Annotated in this window: 16 protein-coding genes and 1 pseudogene; 8 read left to right on the forward strand and 9 right to left on the reverse strand. The window is 64.5% G+C overall.

The window, feature by feature from the left end:
* Positions 1-132: 132 nt before the first annotated feature.
* The gene (locus tag HZ989_RS05260; RefSeq protein WP_209322580.1) at positions 133-2,913 is read left to right on the forward strand and encodes a TonB-dependent receptor; all 2,781 of its coding nucleotides are present in this window, start codon (positions 133-135) and stop codon (positions 2,911-2,913) included.
* A gap of 170 nt (positions 2,914-3,083) precedes the next feature.
* On the opposite strand, the gene HZ989_RS05265 is transcribed toward HZ989_RS05260, so the two are convergent.
* Complete coding sequence (locus HZ989_RS05265; protein ID WP_209321105.1) at positions 3,084-4,040, reverse strand: IS481 family transposase; 957 nt, start codon at positions 4,038-4,040, stop codon at positions 3,084-3,086.
* A gap of 368 nt (positions 4,041-4,408) precedes the next feature.
* Positions 4,409-5,923: a tryptophan halogenase family protein gene (locus tag HZ989_RS05270; protein WP_209322581.1), complete on the reverse strand. Its 1,515-nt coding sequence runs from the start codon at positions 5,921-5,923 to the stop codon at positions 4,409-4,411.
* A gap of 116 nt (positions 5,924-6,039) precedes the next feature.
* Between HZ989_RS05270 and HZ989_RS05275 the strand changes: the two genes are divergently transcribed.
* The 6 genes from HZ989_RS05275 (at position 6,040) to hfaB (HZ989_RS05300) (ending at position 12,101) form a co-directional block, all read left to right on the forward strand.
* Complete coding sequence (locus tag HZ989_RS05275; RefSeq protein WP_209322582.1) at positions 6,040-7,059, forward strand: cupin-like domain-containing protein; 1,020 nt, start codon at positions 6,040-6,042, stop codon at positions 7,057-7,059.
* A gap of 15 nt (positions 7,060-7,074) precedes the next feature.
* Complete coding sequence (locus HZ989_RS05280) at positions 7,075-8,292, forward strand: cation:proton antiporter (RefSeq protein ID WP_209322583.1); 1,218 nt, start codon at positions 7,075-7,077, stop codon at positions 8,290-8,292.
* A gap of 441 nt (positions 8,293-8,733) precedes the next feature.
* On the forward strand, positions 8,734-9,348 hold the full coding sequence (locus tag HZ989_RS05285; protein ID WP_209322584.1) for a hypothetical protein: 615 nt from the start codon (positions 8,734-8,736) through the stop codon (positions 9,346-9,348).
* A gap of 70 nt (positions 9,349-9,418) precedes the next feature.
* Positions 9,419-9,913, forward strand: coding sequence for a holdfast anchoring protein HfaA (gene hfaA, locus HZ989_RS05290; protein ID WP_209322585.1), 495 nt, complete (start codon positions 9,419-9,421; stop codon positions 9,911-9,913).
* A 32-nt stretch (positions 9,914-9,945) separates the two neighbouring features.
* Positions 9,946-10,812: a holdfast anchoring protein HfaB gene (gene hfaB / locus HZ989_RS05295; RefSeq protein WP_245162465.1), complete on the forward strand. Its 867-nt coding sequence runs from the start codon at positions 9,946-9,948 to the stop codon at positions 10,810-10,812.
* Positions 10,809-12,101, forward strand: a complete 1,293-nt coding sequence (gene hfaB / locus HZ989_RS05300; RefSeq protein WP_209322586.1) for a holdfast anchoring protein HfaB — start codon at positions 10,809-10,811, stop codon at positions 12,099-12,101. The genes hfaB (HZ989_RS05295) and hfaB (HZ989_RS05300) overlap by 4 nt, the downstream gene beginning before the upstream one ends.
* Positions 12,102-12,476: 375 nt before the next feature.
* Here the strand turns inward: hfaB (HZ989_RS05300) and HZ989_RS05305 are convergent, their stop codons facing one another.
* From HZ989_RS05305 to HZ989_RS15305, 3 genes and pseudogenes are all read right to left on the reverse strand, one after another.
* The gene (locus tag HZ989_RS05305) at positions 12,477-13,583 is read right to left on the reverse strand and encodes a hypothetical protein (RefSeq protein ID WP_209322587.1); all 1,107 of its coding nucleotides are present in this window, start codon (positions 13,581-13,583) and stop codon (positions 12,477-12,479) included.
* A 594-nt stretch (positions 13,584-14,177) separates the two neighbouring features.
* Positions 14,178-14,717, reverse strand: a complete 540-nt coding sequence (locus HZ989_RS05310; protein WP_245162466.1) for a type II secretion system protein GspJ — start codon at positions 14,715-14,717, stop codon at positions 14,178-14,180.
* Positions 14,718-14,720: 3 nt separating this feature from the next.
* A pseudogene (locus HZ989_RS15305) lies at positions 14,721-14,858 on the reverse strand (hypothetical protein); the annotation flags it as partial.
* On the opposite strand from HZ989_RS15305, the gene HZ989_RS05315 reads away from it, so the two are divergent.
* The gene (locus tag HZ989_RS05315) at positions 14,807-15,559 is read left to right on the forward strand and encodes a hypothetical protein (protein ID WP_209322589.1); all 753 of its coding nucleotides are present in this window, start codon (positions 14,807-14,809) and stop codon (positions 15,557-15,559) included. The pseudogene HZ989_RS15305 and the gene HZ989_RS05315 sit on opposite strands and share 52 nt — an antisense overlap.
* 10 nt (positions 15,560-15,569) lie before the next feature.
* Here the strand turns inward: HZ989_RS05315 and HZ989_RS05320 are convergent, their stop codons facing one another.
* From HZ989_RS05320 to gspL, 4 genes are read right to left on the reverse strand one after another with little or no spacing between them, the layout of a single operon-like run.
* Positions 15,570-16,793 (reverse strand): type II secretion system F family protein, encoded by a 1,224-nt coding sequence (locus HZ989_RS05320; RefSeq protein WP_209322590.1) that lies wholly within the window; start codon positions 16,791-16,793, stop codon positions 15,570-15,572.
* A complete protein-coding gene (gene gspE / locus HZ989_RS05325; protein ID WP_209322591.1) occupies positions 16,793-18,280 on the reverse strand; it encodes a type II secretion system ATPase GspE in 1,488 nt (495 codons plus the stop codon). The genes HZ989_RS05320 and gspE overlap by 1 nt, the downstream gene beginning before the upstream one ends.
* Positions 18,277-18,768, reverse strand: coding sequence for a type II secretion system protein GspM (gene gspM, locus HZ989_RS05330; protein WP_209322592.1), 492 nt, complete (start codon positions 18,766-18,768; stop codon positions 18,277-18,279). The genes gspE and gspM overlap by 4 nt, the downstream gene beginning before the upstream one ends.
* Complete coding sequence (gene gspL, locus HZ989_RS05335) at positions 18,765-19,823, reverse strand: type II secretion system protein GspL (protein ID WP_209322593.1); 1,059 nt, start codon at positions 19,821-19,823, stop codon at positions 18,765-18,767. Before gspL ends, gspM begins: the two co-directional genes overlap by 4 nt.
* Positions 19,824-19,983 lie beyond the last annotated feature (160 nt).

Consider the following 19,983-nt stretch of genomic DNA (forward strand, 5'->3'; position numbering starts at 1 on the left):
GGATGCAGGGTCGTGCCCAATTATGGCCACGAGAATTACCGGCTTGCCATCTCGACAAAAGTTTGCATATTTTTGCGAACGGTTCGGGATCGCTTCGCCAGAAACGCGAGATGGCCGCCAGGGAGAATGTCAATGAGAATCCGTTCGAATACACGCGCGCGACTGATGGCGGGGGGAGCCGCAGGCGTTTTGGCGCTGCTGGCCATGGGCGAGGTCGCCCACGCACAGACGTCGACACCGCAGGACGAGACCCAGGTCGATGAGATCGTCGTCACCGGTATTCGCGCCTCCATCGCGAGCTCGATCGCAGCCAAGGCGCGAAACACCTCGATCGTCGAGGTCATCACGGCCGAGGACATCGGCAAGCTGCCCGACGTGTCCATCGCCGAATCGCTGGCCCGCTTGCCCGGTCTGACGGCGCAGCGCCTGGACGGACGTTCCCAGGCGATCTCGATTCGCGGCCTGGGCCCTGATTTCACCACCGCCTTGCTGAACGGGCGCGAGCAGGTCACCACCGGCGACAACCGCGGGGTTGAGTTCGACCAGTATCCTTCGGAACTGCTGAGCAGCGTGACCGTCTACAAGACGCCCGACGCCCAGCTGATCGGCCAGGGTCTGGCCGGGACCGTCGATTTGCAGACCATCCGCCCGCTGGCCTTCGGCCGTCGCGCGATCGCCGCCAATGTGCGTTATGAGCAGAACGACATCGGGGCTCTGAACGCGGGCAGCGAGGACACCGGCAATCGCTACAGCCTGTCCTACATCGACCAGTTCGCCGACGGCACGATCGGCGTCGCGCTCGGCTACGCTCACATCGAAAGCCCCTATCAGTCAGAGCGCTACAACAGCTGGGGCTATCCCACGACCGGCAGCGGAGCCTTCATCATCGGCGGGGTCAAGCCCTATGTGATGTCGTCGAACCTCGAGCGTGACGGGTTCATGGGCACGGTCGAGTTCCAGCCGAACGACCGGTTCCATTCGACGATCGACGCCTTCTATTCGGAGTTCCAGAACACCCAGATCCTGCGGGGCATCGAGTTTCCGCTGTGGTGGGGTGGCTCGTCCGGAGCCTGCGGTACGCCTCAAGTGCAGACCCCGACTTGCCGCCCCGGGCCGGCTCTGCGTGCGGGCTCGACCGTCCGGGACGGCTTTGTCACGGCCGGCACCTTCGACAATGTGAAGGGCGTCATCCGCAACGACGTCAACACGCGGGACAGCAACATCACCTCACTGGGATGGAACACGGTGTTCGAGGCCAGCGAAGACTGGTCGCTGATGGCGGACCTGAGCTACTCCAAGGTCGAACGCGAGGACATGGTCCTGGAGACCTATTCGGGCACGGGGCGGAACGTTACCGGTGCGCTGGATTCGATCGGATTCTCGCTGGACGGCAACAATGTCGCCACCTTCACCCGCACTCTGAACTACGCCGATCCGAACCTGATCCGTCTGACCAGCCCGCAAGGCTGGGGCGGCGATGTCATTCCCGGCGGCCAGGACGGCTATCTGAACAATCCCTCGATCGAGGACGAGATCAAGGCGCTGCGTCTGCAGGCCACCCACCAGCTGGGCGAAAGCGGGCCGTTCAGCTCGATCAAGTTCGGTGTCAACATCTCGGAGCGCGAGAAGTCGTTCGTCAACGACCAGTACTTCCTGGGCGTTCCGGGAGGGGCCAGCCCCGCCGTGCCGGCTGCCTTTCTGCTGCCGTCGACCCAGCTGACCTACCTCGGTCTGGGTCCGGTGATCAGCTACGATGCTCTGAGGCTCGTGAACTCCGGGTTCTATAACAAGGTGCGCAACCCGAACGCCGATGTCCTGTCGGGCAACTGGGCAGTGACCGAAAAGGTCAATGCGGCCTATGTGCAGCTCAACATTGATCACACGCTCTGGTCGTTGCCCCTGACCGGCAATATCGGCCTGCAGTACGTCTCCACAGACCAGAGCTCGAACGGGTTCGCGGCGTCGGGGACCGGTGCAAGCACCCGTTCTACAGCGGTCAGCGGCGGTGCCGAGTACCAGGAGTTCCTGCCGTCTTCGAACTTCATCCTTGAAGTTGGACAGGATCAGTTCCTGCGTTTCGCCGCCGCGCGCACCCTGGCGCGGACCCGGATGGATGACATGCGGGCCTCGAGAAACTACAGCTTCGACGTCTCCAAGAACATTCCAGGCGCGCGTCCGGACGTGAACTCGCCCTGGGGCGGCGGCGGCGGCAATCCTGACCTGCGGCCGACGATCGCCGATGTGGCCGACATCTCGTACGAGCGTTACTTTGCCAACCGGACTGGCTACGTCTCGCTGGCTGGCTACTACAAGAACCTCGAAACCTTCGTCTACAACCGTAACCAGATCTTCGACTTCACAGGCTATCCGACGGGTGGGATCATCCCGGTCATCAATCAGGGTGTCGTCGGCGCTCCTGACAATGGTGACGGCGGCTATATCTCGGGCGTCGAGTTCGCATTGTCTGTGCCGCTGGATGTCTTCGTTCCGGCGCTGGAAGGTTTCGGCTTCCAGTTCAGTGCATCGCAGACCTCCAGCGAGATCAAGCCGGATGGCAACAATGCGACCCCGCTGCCGGGCCTGTCGGAAACCGTCGCCAACCTGACCGTCTATTATGAGGCCAACGGCTTCCAGGCGCGGATTTCGGATCGCTACCGCTCCGATTTCCTGGGTGAGGTCGCCGGCTTCGGTAACGGCCGGACCCTGCGCAGCGTGAGTGAGGAAAACGTCGTCGATGCCCAGATCGGGTATGAGTTCCAGTCCGGACCTCTGAAAGGGGCTTCGATCCTGGCCCAGGTCAACAACCTGACCGACGAACCGTTCTCGACATTCCAGAACGGCGATGAACGCCAGGTCATCGACTACCAGGTCTATGGCCGGACGTTCCTGATCGGCCTGAACTATCGCTACTGATGCGATCATCGGCCGTCCCGAATTCCCCTTCCGGGACGGCTGCCTCCTCCTGAGGCTTGAAACTGGCCGCGCGGGCAACCGCGCGGCCATCTTTCGTTTCGGGGTCGACGGGTCTTGCCCTGTGCGTCGCGCCTCGTCTGCTTGTGGCACAACGGCGGGCTCGAGCCGCCCTAGATGTGGAGCCTCAACAGGTTGTCCCCAGTGAGGGCGAGTCTGCTGATGGGTGTTTGTCGTTTGATGCCGCCGTGTGGTCGATGCCAGTTGTATCGGTGTAGCCAGAACGGAAGCTCGGCGGCGCGTCGATCCGAGCTCTGGTATTTCTGTGCGTAAGCCCATTCGCGCAGGGCGGTCTGGATGAAGCGCTCGGCCTTGCCGTTGGTCTTTGGCGTGTAGGGTTTTGTGCGGATGTGCCTGAGGCCCAGCGCCTTGCAGGCGTCGCGGAAGGCGAAGGCTTTGTAGCATGAGCCGTTGTCGGTCATGACCCGGGTCACGGTGACGCCGAGTCCGGCGTAGTACTCGATAGCCGCCTTCAGGAAGGGGACGGCGCTCGAGGCCTTCTCGTCGGGCCGTATCTGGCTGAAGGCGATGCGTGAGGCGTCGTCGATGCAGACGTGGACGAACTCCCAGCCGACGCCGCGCCCGTTGGACTGTCTGGTTCGATCGCCGGTGACGCGGTGGCCGGGCTGGTCGAAGCGGCCCAGTTTCTTGATGTCGATGTGGATCATGTCGCCGGGAAGGTCGCGCTCGTAGCGGCGAACCGGCTCAGGCGGTTCCAGGTCGCGGATGCGGCTGAGGCGGACGCGGCGCAGGATCCGGCTGACCGTGGCCGGCGACACCTTGGCGTCGCGGGCGATCTGCTGGCCCGTGAAGCGCTGCCGGCGCAGGGCGATAATCTGCTCCTGGACCCCTGTCGGAGTCGGGGCCCGCAGCCGGTGCGGACGCGACGAACGATCCCTCAGACCCGCCGTGCCCTCGGTTCTGAACCGGTTTACCCACTTGCCGACGGTCTTGGGATCGACGCCGAAGGCCGCCGCCACGACCTTGCGCGGCTGGCCCTGATCCACCACCCGCCGCACCAGATCGGCTCGACTATGCGCCGTCAGCCGGGCATTCTCATGCACGTTCATTCGGTCCTCCGAGGAAGTCTCTGAAGTCTGCAACTCCAGCTTCCCCGGCCTGGACCGGATGGACAACCTATTGAGAGCTCACACCTAGAGCCTGATCGGCTGAGGTGGAATTGCTTCGCGATTCCGCCGATGCCGTGACACAGGCTCCGGATATGAGTGAGCGCATGATTCACGCTTTCGGCTGGACCCACGATGTGGGTCCACCTCAAACGATCATGCGCTAGAGGATCGAACCGCGCATGACCGACGCCCCCCGTTCCACCAAGGGCACGGGTCTGGCCCTTGGTTATGTGACGACGCAGTTCCTTGCCTGGGGGTTTGCGACGCCGGTCACCGGCGGACATTGAAATGGCGCCCTGTGTGGGCTCTCAGGCGGTCTCGGCCCACATGCCACTGGCCTTCAGGAAATCATCGTGATCGGCCATGGCGGACACCGTCTGTTTCCAGCGCGCTGCGATCTGACCGAAGCCTGCCTGGATCTGGTCCAGGTTCTGAAGGTCGTACAGCGGGTTGTGGCCAGTCGGATGGATGCCTTGCCCATACATGACCGCCAGCCACGACCCCTGGCTGAAATACTCGTCCGCGCCCGATTGGTAGAGCAGCCCGCGATCACGGAAGGCTTCGACACGCTGGCTCAGCGTGTCCGGGACCGGCATGCTGGACATGTGTCGCCAGAAGGCGGTGTCGTCCCTCTGGGTCGCGTGATAGTGCAGGATCACGAAATCACGGATCAGCGCGACCTCGGCCCCCAGCCTGCGATTGTAGCTTTCGATGTTCACCGAACTGAATCGACTGTCGGGGAAATGCTGAAGCAGCCGGTAGATGCCGGACTGCACCATATGGATGCTGGTCGATTCCAGCGGCTCGATGAAGCCGCTGGACAGGCCAAGTGCGACGACGTTTTTCGACCAGAACGCCTTTCGCCGCCCGGTCGTGAACCGCAAGGGACGCGGGTCGGCCAGGGCCGGGCCGTCGAGGTTGTCGAGCAGGATTTGCCGCGCCTCATCGTCGCCCATGAAGTCAGAGCAGTAGACGTGACCGTTACCTGTGCGGTGCTGAAGGGCGATGCGCCACTGCCAGCCGGCCTCGCGGGCCGTGGATCGGGTGAAGGGCGTGGTCGGGCCGACCCGCTCGCAGGGTACGGCCCAGGCCCGGTTCATGGGCAGCCAGTGGCTCCAGTCCTCGAACCCGGCGTTCATCGCACCCTCGATCAGAAGGGCGCGGAACCCGGTGCAGTCGATGAACAGATCGGCCGGCAATTCGCGCCCGTCCCTGAGCCGGACCCGATCCACGAATCCCTCGTCGGGACGTTGCAGCACATCGACGATCTCGCCCTCGATACGCTCGACGCCCCGGCTCTCGCAGACCTTGCGCAGGTACCGGGCATAGAGACCGGCATCGAAATGATAGGCGGTGAACAGGGCGTTCAGCGGGGATCGTGGGTCCGGATCTCGGGCCCCCGCCTTGCCCGCCTTGCAGACCTGGGCGCACAGGGAATAGGCGTCGAGATCATCGGCAATCCGTCCCGTCGCGCGCAGCGCCAGAAACGATTGCTGGAACTCGGACAGGGTCGGGCCCGGGCCGAAGGTGCCGAAGGGATGCAGGTAGCGATTGCCTTGCGAGCCCCAATCGACGAATTCTATACCGATCTTCAGCGTCGCACGCGTCTCGCGCATGAACTCTGCTTCGTCCAGGCCGATCAGGGCGTTGAAGTCGCGGATCGGCGGCACTGTCGCCTCGCCGACGCCGACGATACCGATGTCATCGCTCTCGACGAGGGAGACCTTGCAGTGTGGACCCAGCGATCGATTCAGGGCGGCGGCGGCCATCCAGCCGGCGGTGCCGCCCCCGACGACGAGCACGGATTTGATCGGTTCAGCCATGGTCCTGGTCCCGCTCCTCATCCGCGAATTCTAGCAGTTTCGCGGCGCGATGGCAGGGCCGGAATCCCTTTCGGCAGACCGAATCTACGCCCTTCCAACCCTGCCATGGTGTCGGCATGAACGCATCTCCGCGAACCGTGCCCGTCCATGTCGGCATGGACCGCGCCCGGTTCGAATCCGAGATCGTCCCGCTGGGCCGCCCGGCGGTCCTCAAGGGACTGGTGGACGACTGGCCCGCCGTATCCCGGGCGCGTACCTCGCCCCGAACCTTCGCCGATTACCTCCTGAGCTACGACAGCGGCACGCCGGTTCGGGCCTTTTTCGGAGAACCGGAAACGGGCGGGCGGTTCGGTTATTCGGATGACCTGAAGGGCTTCAATCACGAGCAGCGAAGCATTCCTCTGAAGTCCCTGCTCGATCAGGTGCTGAACCGCGATCCCGGAGGCGAGCAGGGACACATCTATGCCGGCGGCGTCCCCTTGCCCAAGGTTCTGCCCGGCATGGCCGAGGCGCATCCGATGCCGCTGCTCGAAACGGGCAAGGAGCGGCTCACCTCGCTGTGGATCGGCAACAGATCCCGGACGGCGGCGCACTGGGACCTGGCCCAGAATCTGGCCTGCGTGGTCGCCGGGCGACGCCGCTTTACCCTGTTTCCCCCCGACCAGATCGGCAACCTCTATGTCGGGCCGATCGACCTGACCCTGGCCGGCCAGCCGATCAGTCTGGTCGACATCGTCGAACCGGATTTCGAGCGCCATCCGAAATACAGGTCTGCCCTGGCCGTCGCCGAAGTCGCCGAACTGGAGCCGGGTGACGCCCTCTACCTGCCCAGCCTTTGGTGGCACCACGTCGAGTCGCTCGAGGATTTCGGGGCCATGATCAATCTGTGGTGGCGGGACGGTCCGGAGTATCTGACCACGCCGATGCTGACGATGCTGCATGCGTTGCTGACGATCCGTGACCTGCCGCCGGGCGAGCGCCAGCAATGGCGTGCCTTCTTCGATCACTACATCTTCCAGACGGGCGACGATCCGGTGGCACACCTGCCGCCTGACGCGCGTGGTATTCTGGGCTCCATGACAGGATCCATCCGGGCACGGATCAAGGCCATCCTGCTACAATCACTCCAGCGCTAGGGCAGGGCCAGGACGATGCACACCAAGATGAACACGCCGGAGCTCTTCCTGATCGCGATGCTGATCATCCTGACCGTACCCTGGCTGGTATGGCGATTGGGACGGACCGACACCTATGCGCCGCTCGTGGTCGTCCAGATCGTTGCCGGGGTCCTGCTGGGACCAGGAGTCCTGGGAGCGGTCTTTCCCGTCTACTATTCCACGGTCTTCACGCCGCCCGTCATCGGTGCCCTGAACGGGATCGCCTGGTGGGCGGTCATGCTGTTCGTCTGGATCGCCGGCGTCGAACTGGATCTGAAAGCGGCCTGGCGGAATCGAACGGATACGGTGACGACGGCGAGCCTGGCCCTGATCGTGCCGATGGCGCTGGGCGCGGGCGCGGCACTGTTTCTGACCCAGTGGCCGGGCTGGATCGGGACCGATGGTCTTCGCTGGCAAGTGATCCTGGGTATCGGTATGGCCTGCGCGGTCACCGCCCTTCCGATCCTGGTGCTGTTCCTGGACAGGCTCGGCATCCTGAGGCTGCCGCTGGGCCAGCGTGTCCTGCGCTATGCCAGTCTGGACGATATCATCATCTGGGCGGTGTTGGCCTTGATCCTCCTCGACTGGGAGCGCGTTGGCCGACAGGGTCTGTTCCTGGTCGGGTTCGCCCTGGCGAGTTTCGCCGTGCGCGCATTGATGCGGCGCCTTGCGGCCCAGGACCGCTGGTACCTCGGCTTGATATGGCTTGCGCTCTGCGGGTTCGCCGCCGATTGGTCGGGCCTGCATTTCATGGTCGGGGCCTTCCTGTCCGGCGCGATCATCGAGCCCGGCTCCTTTGATCGGCGCCAGATGGAGAGTTTTCGAGATGCGATCGTGATGGCCATTATGCCGGTCTTCTTCCTGTCGACCGGCCTGCGTACCGAATGGGGTGTTGGCGGGCTTGCCGTGTTCGGAGCCGCAGCCCTGTTGCTGACAGCGGCCATCATCGGAAAACTCGTCGGCGTGCACCTTGCCGCGCGCATCCTGCAGTGGCCGAAGGGGGAAGCCGGGATCATCGGCTGGCTGCTTCAGACCAAGGCGCTGATCATGATCATTTTCGCCAGCATCCTTCTGGACAAGGCCATCATCACCAACAGCGCGTTCACCGCCTTGCTGCTGATGGCCGTTGGATCGACGATGCTGACCATCCCCCTGGTCACGCGCATGCTCAAGGCACCAGCCGAGGTGCGCGGGTCGGAAGCGCCCGGCTGATGCCCGGTGCTGTGCCCGGGAGCCTGGGCTGCACGAGACGGTGCCGCGTCGATGGATGACGCAGTTCGGGATGCGGGCGAAGGGGGCGTCACGGTCGAATCCGGCGGCCGCCGACGTGTGCCTACCAGGAATCCGCGATCCCGAATGGCAAGTCTTCAGTCACAGCGTCGAATAAATCCCATATTGGTTCGACCGCGTGTTTCATTTCGAGGTTAATGAAGATTCCCGTATGAATTCATCATTAATAAAATCCTTCTGATCATAGTTTCCATTAACTCAATACAGCCCATCGAACGCATGGAATTCGCGTTCTAGGCGAAAAACAGCGCGTTTTCCGTTGAATCAAGGTAAATGAACTCTGAATCTCTCTGAGAGATGAGATTGGTACGGTCGTTGCTGATTTCCCCATGCCGAACCCCCGGCATCGAAAGGAACAGAACGATGAAAACGTCTCACGCCATTCTGGCTGCCGCCCTCACAATCGCCGCCTCCGCCGGCGCGGCGCAGGCCCAGAGCCTCGACAACAGCCAGCGCAACAACGCCAACATCCGGGCCCAGCTCAACGCGACCATCAGCGACGTGACCGGCGACGTGTCCGCCACCTCGGCGGCGATCGCCAACTCGTTCACTGCTGAAGGCAGCGGCCTCGCCACTCTGAACAACTACCAGAATTTCTGGGGCGACGCCCAATCGGCCCTCACGGCCACGATCTCGGACGTCGATGGCGACGTGTCCGCCACCTCCGCCGCCATCGCCAACTCGGCCAGCATCGAAGGCGAATGGGTCGGCGTTCTCAACAACACCCAGCTGGCGGGCTACGATCCCACCTCCAACCTGAACGCAACGATCACTGATGTCGGCGGCGACGTGGCTTCGACCTCGGCGGCCCTGAGCAACTCGGCCAGCATCGACACCGACTTCGGCCGCCTGGCTTCGACCCAGATCAACCAGGCCGGCGTCTACGCCAACATGACCGCCACGGTCCGCGACGTTGGCGGTTCGGTCACGGCAACGGCTGCCGCCATCGGCAACAGCCTGACCGTCACGGGCTTCTAAAACCACTGACTCCCCGGTGTCGTCGCGCTGCAACGCGGCGACACCAACGTCAAAGCAAAGGTGTCGCATCATGAACCGCTCCCGGTCAATCCTGCAACGTGCCGTCCTCGCCCTCGCCGGCAGTGCTATCGTGGCGACGCCGGTCCTCGCCCAGAGCGCACCCGCGCGCGGCGGTTCGCTGGCCACCTATGAAGCCGGCTATGCCAACGGTCGTCAGATGGAGGGTCGGACCTATGGGTCCTCCTCCCGCGAACGGACGGGTAACCGACTGATCGTCAATGGAGTTATCCAGTCTGATTCGAACAGCTATTTCGAATCCGATGGGAATATGGGTGATCAGGCCGTCAGCGGCGCTGATTATTTCTCGACCGGTGCCGTCAGCTCTTCGAGCACGGCGATCGGCAATCTCCTGACGGTTTCTGTCGCCGGGTCCTGGAACACTGTGATCGTCAACTCGAACCAGACGAACACCGGTGCCGTCACCGCCAACGGGTCCGTGACCGCCAACTCGACCCGGGGGACCACCAGCGCCGTCGCACCTAGCGGGACCACGCCCCCGCGCTGACCGCCCCTTCTTCCCCTTCCCGGAGACCTGACATGACCCGCCGCCCCAACCGTCTTCTGATCATGGCCCTGACCGCCGCCAGCCTGCTGGCTCCGGGACTGGCCGCCGCCGGTACGCCGGACAATTCGGTTCGCGGCGGTCGGGTTCATGCCTCGGGCAATGCCACACCCTATACGGTCGCCCTGACCTGTCTCGCCGAGCGCAACCAGACCCTCGGCCTGAGGACGCCCCGGATGGCCGTCGGTCGCATCGGCGACCTGACCGGACGGGTTGATTTCGACACCGGGGCCCGCGTGTCCCAGGGGGCCTCCCTGTTCGCCATCACCGCCCTGGCCCGCGCCGGCTCACCGGTCGTCGAGCGGCTGGACAACACCGTCTCCCAGCTCGAGCTGGACTACGCCCAGAAGCACCTGTTGTCCGATACGCCCGAATTGGCCGGGCAGTCAGCCGAGAATTTCCGTCCGATCTTCGCCGGTCAGGTCGCCGGGTCGGAGTATTTCATCGTCGGCGGGATCACCGAGCTGAACTACAATATCCAGTCGTCGGGCCTCAATGCCCAGTTCGGCGAGACCGAGTTGACCGGCCTGAGGGGCCGCGTCGGCGGTTCCAGCTATGTCATGAACGTCGCCCTCGACCTTCGCCTCGTCGACAGCCGCTCCCAGATCGTCGTCGATACGGTGTCCTTCCAGAAGCAGCTGCTCGGCCGCGAGATGAACCTCGGCGTGACCGGCGGCACCGACACTGTCGGTGGTGTCGTATCCGGCGGCACCCAGGCGGTCGAACCCCTGCAGGCAGCGGTCCGCACCCTCGTCGAACGGGGCATTTTCGAACTGCTGGCTGGCATGCAGACTCCCGAGGCCTATAGTGGGTGCCTTGAGAGGGCAGAGATCGATTCGTGACTCGCGGCATCCTGATCGCCGTCCTGATGACGTCCTCGATTGTTTCGGGATGCGCGTCGACGAAATTTGATCCCGCCACCGGCCTCTATGCCGCGCCGGTCGGGGGTGCTCCGGCGACCGCCAATGCCACGCCCCTGACGCCGGCCCTGACCTGCCTCGCTGATACCGCCGCCGGCCTGCGCATCGCCGCGCCCCGCCTGGCGGTCGGCGAAATCGCGGATCTCACCGGCAAGCTGGATCTCGAGACGGGCCGCCGGGTGACCCAGGGGGCCTCGCTGTTCGCTGTCACGGCCCTGGGCCGGGCCGGGGTTCCGCTGGTCGAGCGGGCGGACCAGACGGTCGCCCAGGTCGAACGCACCTATGCCACCGCCCAGGTCCTTTCCGATGCCCCGACCGGGGCCGGCGAATCCCCCGGACCGTTGCGCCCGGTTAGTGCCGGCCAGATCGCCGGCTCGCGCTACTACCTCGTCGGCGGCATCACCGAGCTCAACTACAATATCGAGTCATCGGGCGGGCAGCTGGGCGTGGGGGCCATCAACCCCGAGGACCCCAAGACAATCCTCGGCGGTTCCCGCTTCGTCATGAATGTGGCGATTGACCTGCGGTTGGTGGATTCCATCTCCCAGGAGGTGGTGGCGATCGCCGCCTATCAGAAACAGATCGTCGGCCGCGAGATTCGCGCCGGTGTGTTCGACATCTTCGGCGGTGTGGCCGTCGACCTGTCGGGCGGGCGAAGTGCTCTGGAGCCGCTACAGCTCGGGGTACGCGCCCTCATCGAGCGCGGCGTCTTTGATGTGTCAGCTGAGCTCTACGGCCTGACAGGCTCGACCTGTCTCCCGGCTGACCAGACCGTCGATACCTCGGGAGGTTATCGCCGTCTTCGGGCATTCTCGGCGCCTCTCCCGATCGCCGATCCCGTTGCACCGACGATATCGGTCGCGGCCGAAACACGACAGGCTCCGGCAGCCGTTCAGGGCGTGACGAACGTCGCGGGCATGGCTCCACGCTCAATCGTGGGGTTGGCCTCGCGGGGGTCCGGAGCCGAGGCCCTCGGCCCGGCCGTTTCAAACGCCCCCGACCGGGTCGCTGTGCCCGGGACCATGGTCCGGCCACGCCTCGATCCAAACGGCTGGAGGGTCCGCCGGGAGACGGCTCCCAGGACAGAGACAGGGCTGGACACTCGCCCATTCAATCCGGGCCAGGAAGCGAACGAAGGCGCACGGCCCGAAGTCATGGACCGCAACAGGCAGCCGTTCTCGAGCCCGGGACGATTGCGAGCCGGTGGCTAGCCCGTCAGGGCAGTTGGCTACCCTGGGCGGCGGACCAGGCATTGGCGTCTTGTCGGCTGCGACAGCTCCTCCGGATCTGCCGCGCCTTCACGCACCCCTGCCTCCCTTGAGCGACAGCGGGACGGGGCCGTCCTTTAGGAAGGACGGCGACGGCCCATCAGACCTGCTGGCCAGGGAGGGCTTGCTGGCCTTGCAAGGGCGGCCGTCCAGCGATGGAGGCTCCGGCCTTCTTCGGTGTCATGACAATCATGCGGATGCCGGAAACCCTGCGCGCCGGGACGGTGCCCGGATGGTCTGCAGGCTGTTCCTCACAAACCGGCCGCAAGCCTCGGACGCACATCGCGCAAGATGCAGGCATTCAAATCAGAAGCGGGCCTAGCCCAGATCGTCAATATCCTGCCTGCGCAGGCTCATTTCAAAATCCATCAGAATATCCATGAGCTCTTCGGCGGTTATTGACGCAGATCTGGGACCAAAACGATGTTTAGAAAAACTCACGATGTGCTCTATTACGCCGATCTGCTCACCGAGTTGATCGAATAGTGCAGGCGCCTCAAGGAGGAAGTTCTTGAAGGCTGAGGGATTGCCATCAACAGTCAACGCACTATATGCTGTTTCATATATCTTGATTGTATTGCGGACCTCCAGGCAAGCGCGGCCGATTTCTTTTCGGAGAAATTTTCTGCTTCTTGATATGTAATCTCTGGACGCGCTATCCATAGCACCGATAGGTGTTACATTCGTGATTCTATCCGCAACGCCGGATATGTCTTTCAGCAGCGCACCCAGGGACCATTTATAATATAGGAATCCCTTCCAGGAGAAAACACCTTCCTGAAATTGACTTGGATTAAGTCTTAATGTCTTTCCGAGCGTATCATTATTCGCACCGGGTGCATTTGATAAAATCATGGCAGCCATACGATCTATCGATCGAGTCTCGGCATTCGGATCCTCCATGCTCAGTTTGACAAGGGGTGTGATTTCTACCTTGACAAAATCGTGCATGGCTTGAAGGTCGCTATCGCTTAAGGCAAAATAGCAACTTGCGGGATTTATGTTCGACCGCGACAGACGTTCCTTTAGAAGAAAGGGATCAAGAGAAGGTAGTTTATCCATGATATCAAGAACGACGAGGTCTTGACTATCTCTGGTAATACCGAATTGCTCCTGCATTACGTCTTCAAAATTAATCTGATTTACAAATATATATCTTCCGCCTGTTTTCAGGTCGCTTTTTTCGATAGGTATTACTATTTTGGTCGCATTTTTTCGAGGAGCAAAAAATCTATCGTGCTCGTTCTGCCGAAGTCTGTGCTTGATAATTATGCTTGTATTTAACTCTCGATTGACAAATAGAGGTTTCTCGATCCATTCCTGTTCTTTGCCATTTTCTCGATAAACCTTCAGCAAGTTTAGTATACGTGCAGTTGAACCTGTACGTTCCAGATCTTCCAGACTGCGAAAAGAACGATAGGTCAACTGAACCTCCAGCTATAAGCACCACCGTTGAGGATGCTCAAGGTTGTGCCGAGGGTCGAACTGATCCCCATTCGGCCATTCAAGAGGCCGGGCCACGTCGGCATTAATTGGCTATCGTCATTCATAAAAAAAGCCGATCCGTGTGAAAATCTGTATTTCCCTGTTTTGCGGGTCGGGACCCGGCTTGAATTGATCGATCCTGCGTCCGGGCTGTCTCAAGCCGGACGGCCAAAAGTACATACGATGTATCACAAGGGCTTATGGCCTTGTTCGTCTCCTTAAATGATCAAGACGCCATTAAAGGCCCGTATCTCGGGTCAGGAATCATTGTTTCACGGTCAACAGACGACGGCTGGGGCGATGGTGATGGCGGACATGAAGGTGTGGACGCCGCGGTCGTAGCGAGTTCTGAGTGTGTTGCGATAGCTCCACAGGCTTTGTTGCCTGATCAGGCACCAGGCTTGCGATCGAGGCCTCGCCGGGCGGCTGGTCGGCGGCTGCCGCAAAACTGTTCGACGGCACCGGACGCAGGGCCTGCACTCCTCCCGGGTCTTGGTCGGCGACCGATACCGAATCAGCGAAACGCCGCTGTCGCTATTGGCGCGCGGAAGCGACAGGCTCCGGCGGCTCCATCAGCGGAATGGAAGCGACACGACGAAGCGTCGCGCCCGGTTTTGCGTCCAGCCCGTTCAGCGTCAGATCCAGCGCGACGGCGGTGCTCCCGTCGTTCGGGCTCGCCATCTCTGTCGTCAATGCGATCTCCGGCTGCAGCGGCCACCCTTCCAGCCAGTCCCCGCGCCGTCGATGGAAAGTCCAGCGCACGGCGGACACATCCTCGATCAGCACCTGACGACGCTCGCCCGTCTCCCCCCCCACAGTCCGGACCAGGGTTCCGTTGTCGAGCGCATAGCGCACATTGACGACCTCGCCGGACAGGTTGGTTTTCTGCAACGACAGGGTGTCGGCCGATCCGGCGAGTTCCCCGGTGATCTGGTCGAGGTCGGTCGAGACGACCAGCATGGCGCGCTGAATCTCTGCCATCCGCGCCAGCCGGGTCTCGGTCGCGCCCTGTGTCCGCAGCACCCCGTCCAGCAGGGTGAAGCCCGCGATGCCGATCAGGGCGAACAGGGCCATGGCGATCAGCACCTCGACAAGGGTGAAACCCTGGCGCGGTCGGTCGGCCTTCGTGCTATGCGGCGACGACAGCCGGAGAGAGCCCCGTGATGAAGGTCTGGAGAACACGCGACGGCGATGACGGTCGGGCAGGGGGCGCATTTCAGTTCGAGCGCCTGACGGCCCAGGTCACCCGCTGGCGCGTGGTCCTGGCCGGCGTTGGGGTCGGCGCATATGTGCTGGGTCTCGTCGCCATGGCCCCGTCCGAGATTATCGTCGCCCGGTCCTCGAACGGCGAACGCCAGGCGGTGGGGACGGTCTGGTCGGGCGAGCGCGCCATGCCGGGCGGGTTCGGGGCGGGCTGGACGCTGATGCCCCTCTCTTCGATCCTGCATCTGTCGGCGGCCACGCGGATCACCCTGCGCGGGCCGGACACCGAGGCCTCGACCCAGGTCCTGGCGCGGCCGGGTCGTGTCCTGATCCGTGACCTGGAGGGTACGGTATCGATGCGGATGCTGAACGCTGTGGCTCCGGGCCTGCCGTTCGCCTGTTCGCCCGTGATGCGGCTGGAGGTCGAAGGCCTGGCGCTGAAGGGGGCACCAACGGGTACCGGGCGCATCCTCGGCGGATCCGGCGAGTGCGCGGCCACCGGCGGGGCGGCCACCCCGATCGCTCCGCTGACCGGGACGCTGACGGCCGACGAGGGTGCGTCGAATGTTGTCTTCACCCGGGTGGGCGCGACCGAACCGGTGCTGAAGGCGCGGATCCAGTCCGACGGCACCCTGACGGCCTCGGTCGAGCCAGCCGGGGTCGGGCTGCTGCCGGGGATCGGCGCGCCGATGTCGATCGACACGAAACTGTAGGCGGCCTTGCTCACAGTCCGGCGAGGTTGTTGAGGTTCACGATCGGCATGAGGATGGCCAGCACCATCAGAAGCACGATGCCGCCCATGACCAGCAGGACGCCGGGTTCGACCAGGGACACCAGGGCCTGGACCAGGCTGTCCAGTTCCTGCTCCAGATCCTGGGCCGCACGTTCCAGACCGTGGCCCAGCTTGCCCGATTGCTCGCCTGCTGCGACGATCGCCAGCAGCAGGGGCGGGAAGACGTCGGCCTCCGCCATGGCGCGGCGCAGTGAGGCCCCTTCGCGCACGCGGGCCGCGGTCAGAAAGGCACGTTCGCGGGCATAGCGGTTGGGGGTGACGGCGGCCGAGGCCTGAAGCGCCTCTACCAGAGGCACGTCGGACCGGACCAGGGTCGCCAGTGACCCGGCGAACCGGGCGGCGTTCAGGTGCTGGACGAAGGTGCGGAACGGTGGGGTCTTCAGCAGGAACTCGGCGAAGCGGCGGCTGTTGGCCGGGATGGCCAGCCAGCGGTTCCAGGCGACCCCGGCCACGCCGAGGGCGATCAGGACGTAGAGACCGAACGCCTGGACGAAGGTCGACAGGGCGATCAGGGCGCGGGTCAGGAAGGGTAGCTCGGCCCCGCGCGAAACAAAGACTTTCACGATATCGGGGACCACATAGACCATCATCAGGGTGATCATGAGCAGCGACACGACGGCCAGCAGTGCCGGATACAGCAGGGCCAGCTGGACCTTGCGGCGCGCCTTCTCCTGATTGCCGACGAACTCGGTCAGATGGGCCAGAACCGTCGACAGCCTGCCCGACTGTTCGCCCGCCGCAATCGAGGCGCGGTAGTATTCGGGGAAGACCTTCGGATGTCGGGCCAGGGCCGAGGCGAAGCTGCGACCCTCGAGAATGGCGGAGCGCACATCGGTCAGGACAAAGCCGACGGGCTGGCCTGCTGTCTGCTGGGCGGCGATGCGCAGCGCCTCCTCGATGCGGATGTCCGATCCGATCAGGGTCGAGAGCTGGCGGGTGACGGCGGACAGGGTCCTGGAGCTGATGCCCCTCTGGAAGATGACGATGCCCCTGGACAGATCGGTCTTCCTGCGCTCTCCGGCCAGGGCGACGCCGGTGGGCAGGAGGCCCCGGTCGCGGACCAGCTGGCGCGCGCCGACGTCGGAGGCGGCTTCGACCGTGCCCTTGTGGGGTTTGCCCTCGGTATCGACCGCCTGGAAGGCATAGACCGGCATCAGACGTCCTCGCGGACGACGCGCGCGACTTCCTGGATGGATGTCTCGCCCGCCATGGCCTTGGCGGCGCCGTCCTCGAGCAGGCCGGGGCCGCGCTGGCGGGCGAGGCGGATCAGATCGGCCTCGGCGGCACCGTCATGGATGGCCTGCTGCATGGCCTGGTCGACTTCGATGACCTCATAGACGCCGAGCCGACCCCTGTAGCCCTCGCCCCGGCATTCGGAACAGCCGACGGGGCGGAAGATGTGGGCCCCGACGGGGACCAGGCCGCCGGTCACCTCCGAGTCGCTCCGGGTGGCATCAGCCGGGGCCTTGCAGTGGGGGCAGAGGCGACGCACCAGTCGTTGGGCGATCAGGCCGGACAGCATGGGGGCCAGCAGATAGCGCTCCACGCCCATGTCGATCAGCCGGGTCACGCTGCCGACCGCCGTATTGGTATGCAGGGTGGACAGCATCAGGTGGCCGGTCATGGAGGCGCGCACGGCGACCTCGGCCGTCTCGTGATCGCGGATCTCGCCCACCATGATGACGTCGGGGTCCTGACGCAGGATGGCGCGCAGGCCGCGGGCGAAGGTCAGGTCGATGCGGGCATTCACCTGCATCTGGCCGATCCCGTCCAGGGCATATTCGATCGGATCCTCGACCGTCATGATGTTGCGGCGGCGGTCGTTCAGACGGGTCAGGGCGGAATAGAGGGTCGTGGTCTTGCCGGAGCCGGTGGGGCCGGTGACCAGGATGACGCCGTGCGGGCGCGTGATCATCCGCTCGAACGTGTCGAGGTCGCGGTCGCTCATGCCCAGTTGGGCGAGATCGAGGCTGGTCGAGCCCCGGTCGAGGAGACGCAGGACGACCCGCTCCCCGTGCTGGGACGGAATGGTCGAGACCCGGACGTCGACGTCGAGCCCGCCGATGCGCAGGGTGACACGGCCGTCGTGCGGGACGCGCTTCTCGGCGATGTCGAGGCGGGCCATGACCTTGATGCGGCTGACCAGCAAGGGGGCCAGGGCGCGGGCGGGTTCGAGGACCTCGCGCAGGACTCCGTCGATGCGGAAGCGGACGATCAGCCGTTTTTCTTCGGCCTCGATATGGATGTCCGAGGCCCCGTCCCGGATGGCCTGCAGCAGCAGGGCGTTGATCAAGCGCACGACCGGCGCGTCGTCGCGGCTGTCCAGCAGGTCGTCGACGGCGGCGGCGTCCTCGGCCAGGGCGGCGAGGTCGTCCTCGGACGCGGCATAGTCGGAAGCGGGGGTAGCCTCGCTGCCGGTCTGTTCGCGCAGGACGGCGTCGAACCGGTCGTCGTCCACGGCCTCGAAGGCGATGTCGCCGCCATTGACGCGGCGGACCTCCAGCAGGGTCTCCAGCGTCGCCGAGCGGCGGTGCAGGCAGACCGGGCGGTCTCCCCCGCGCAGGATCATGGCTCCGCGCCGCCGGGCGAAACCGTAGGCGAGGGTGGCGGGGGCGAGGGTGGTGTCTTCGGCGAGGCTCATGGCTGGACGCGGACTGATACGTTGACCGCACCGGCCTGGCTGCCCCGGTCGATGCGGACGGATGACAGGGTGGCACCTGAGGCTTCCAGACCGGCCAGCCAGGGGATGACGCTGTCGTAGCGGGCCTCGGTCACCGTCACGGTCGCGGCGTCGCCGTCGGGGGTGACGCTGGCGGGAATGATTCCGAAGGTCGCGGCCTGGGCCGGGATAGCGGTTTCCAGCGGGCCGGACAGGCTTGCGGCGGTCGGTGCGATCGGCCCGGCGGTGCGGATGCGGACCATGACGGTCTCATAGGCGGCGATGCGGTCGATCGCGGTAGCGCGCGCATCGAGCAGCGGCCGCAGGATCAAGAGCCACAGGACCGCCACGGTCAGGAGGCCACCCAACACCGCCAGCAGAATCTGCTCGCGTCGGGACCGGCCCGCATACCAGGCGGTGGCGGCATCGAGCGCGGGTGAGGCGCGGTTCAGGAGGACAGGGGCCTTCATCCCGTGCTTCCGGTCGCGACCCCGAGTGTCGCGTTCAGACCGCTGGTGGCTGTGGCGGCGTCAACGTCGGAGAGGGCACCCGACGCGGTCAGGCCGCTTGCGGTCAGGGCCTGGACGGCGCGATCGAGCGTCGACGCATCGGAGACCACCACGTCAAGGTCGAGGCTGCCGGGCGCATAGGTGGCGCTGTTGAATGCGACGGCACCGGCCCCCGGCAGGGCACCGGAGGTCCGGGCCAGCAGGCGGGTGAAGGGCCGGACGCCCGACCCCGCATTGGGGACGATGCGGTCGGCAGCGGCGACGACGTCCTCGTCGGGGGTGGTGGCCGGGGCGATGGCCTGAAGCACGGCGCGGGCCTCTGCCTCCTTGCGGTCGGCCATCCGGTCCAGCAGGACGGCGTCGAGGCCGAGCAGGGCGATGTGGGCCATGACACCGATCCCGGCGACCAGGGCCAGGCCAGGCAGGACCGAGGCAGATGTGGCGCGGGTGGCGGCGTAGGCACCCTGGCGGAGGTCCAGCGGCGGCAGGACTATCACCGGTTCACCCGTCGTGCCGGAATGTATCGCGTCGGCCTTGACCGCTCCGGCGAAGGTGGCGGGCAGGGTGTCGCCGAGCGGGATGAGGCGGGGACGCCCGGCCGCGGTCCAGGCTCCGTCGAGCGCCGACAGCGGCAGGGCGAAGCCGACCCCGTTATCGGTTCGGACCAGGCAGCGATCGCCGTCGATGCGAACGACCCAGACGCCTTCCGGCGGCATGGGCAGGGCCATGGCGTCCGGCATCAGGACGGCGGGGTCCAGATCGGCTTCGGTCAACAGGGCGATCCAGCCCTGCATACGAGCGTGGCGGACGACACCGGCGATATGACGGCGCGGTGCGACCTCGGTCCCGAGCGCGAAATGAAGTGTGGCCAGGGGCTCGGCGACGGCGTCCTCCAGAGCGAACGGAAGCGCGGCGATCCGCTGGGCGCGGGTGGCGAAGGGCAGATCGACCACGACGGTCAGAACGTCTTCCGACGGCACCAGAACCGTGGTGGGTCCGGAATAAGATCTGTCCACTGCCAAGATTCTGTCATCGACAATGCGCCATAAGCCTCGACTCGGAAGGTTCGAACGGACGGGTCGACCCAGCATCGGGGAACTCTGTAGAATGGCGTGGCTGCAAGGCGCACCCCGGTCTATAGCAGCCAAAATCCGCCTGTCGCCACTGCCCGCGTTC

The organism is Brevundimonas sp. AJA228-03 (assembly GCF_017795885.1).
In the GTDB taxonomy this organism is placed as follows: domain Bacteria; phylum Pseudomonadota; class Alphaproteobacteria; order Caulobacterales; family Caulobacteraceae; genus Brevundimonas.

What these genes read in the sequence shown, in the direction of transcription:
- HZ989_RS05260 (WP_209322580.1), top strand. Translation starts at nt 133, where the DNA reads ATGAGAATCCGTTCGAATACACGCGCGCGACTGATGGCGGGGGGAGCC.
- HZ989_RS05265 (WP_209321105.1), bottom strand. Translation starts at nt 4,040, where the DNA reads ATGAACGTGCATGAGAATGCCCGGCTGACGGCGCATAGTCGAGCCGAT.
- HZ989_RS05270 (WP_209322581.1), bottom strand. Translation starts at nt 5,923, where the DNA reads ATGGCTGAACCGATCAAATCCGTGCTCGTCGTCGGGGGCGGCACCGCC.
- HZ989_RS05275 (WP_209322582.1), top strand. Translation starts at nt 6,040, where the DNA reads ATGAACGCATCTCCGCGAACCGTGCCCGTCCATGTCGGCATGGACCGC.
- HZ989_RS05280 (WP_209322583.1), top strand. Translation starts at nt 7,075, where the DNA reads ATGCACACCAAGATGAACACGCCGGAGCTCTTCCTGATCGCGATGCTG.
- HZ989_RS05285 (WP_209322584.1), top strand. Translation starts at nt 8,734, where the DNA reads ATGAAAACGTCTCACGCCATTCTGGCTGCCGCCCTCACAATCGCCGCC.
- hfaA (WP_209322585.1), top strand. Translation starts at nt 9,419, where the DNA reads ATGAACCGCTCCCGGTCAATCCTGCAACGTGCCGTCCTCGCCCTCGCC.
- hfaB (WP_245162465.1), top strand. Translation starts at nt 9,946, where the DNA reads ATGACCCGCCGCCCCAACCGTCTTCTGATCATGGCCCTGACCGCCGCC.
- HZ989_RS05310 (WP_245162466.1), bottom strand. Translation starts at nt 14,717, where the DNA reads ATGGCCCTGTTCGCCCTGATCGGCATCGCGGGCTTCACCCTGCTGGAC.
- HZ989_RS05315 (WP_209322589.1), top strand. Translation starts at nt 14,807, where the DNA reads ATGAAGGTCTGGAGAACACGCGACGGCGATGACGGTCGGGCAGGGGGC.
- HZ989_RS05320 (WP_209322590.1), bottom strand. Translation starts at nt 16,793, where the DNA reads ATGCCGGTCTATGCCTTCCAGGCGGTCGATACCGAGGGCAAACCCCAC.
- gspE (WP_209322591.1), bottom strand. Translation starts at nt 18,280, where the DNA reads ATGAGCCTCGCCGAAGACACCACCCTCGCCCCCGCCACCCTCGCCTAC.
- gspM (WP_209322592.1), bottom strand. Translation starts at nt 18,768, where the DNA reads ATGAAGGCCCCTGTCCTCCTGAACCGCGCCTCACCCGCGCTCGATGCC.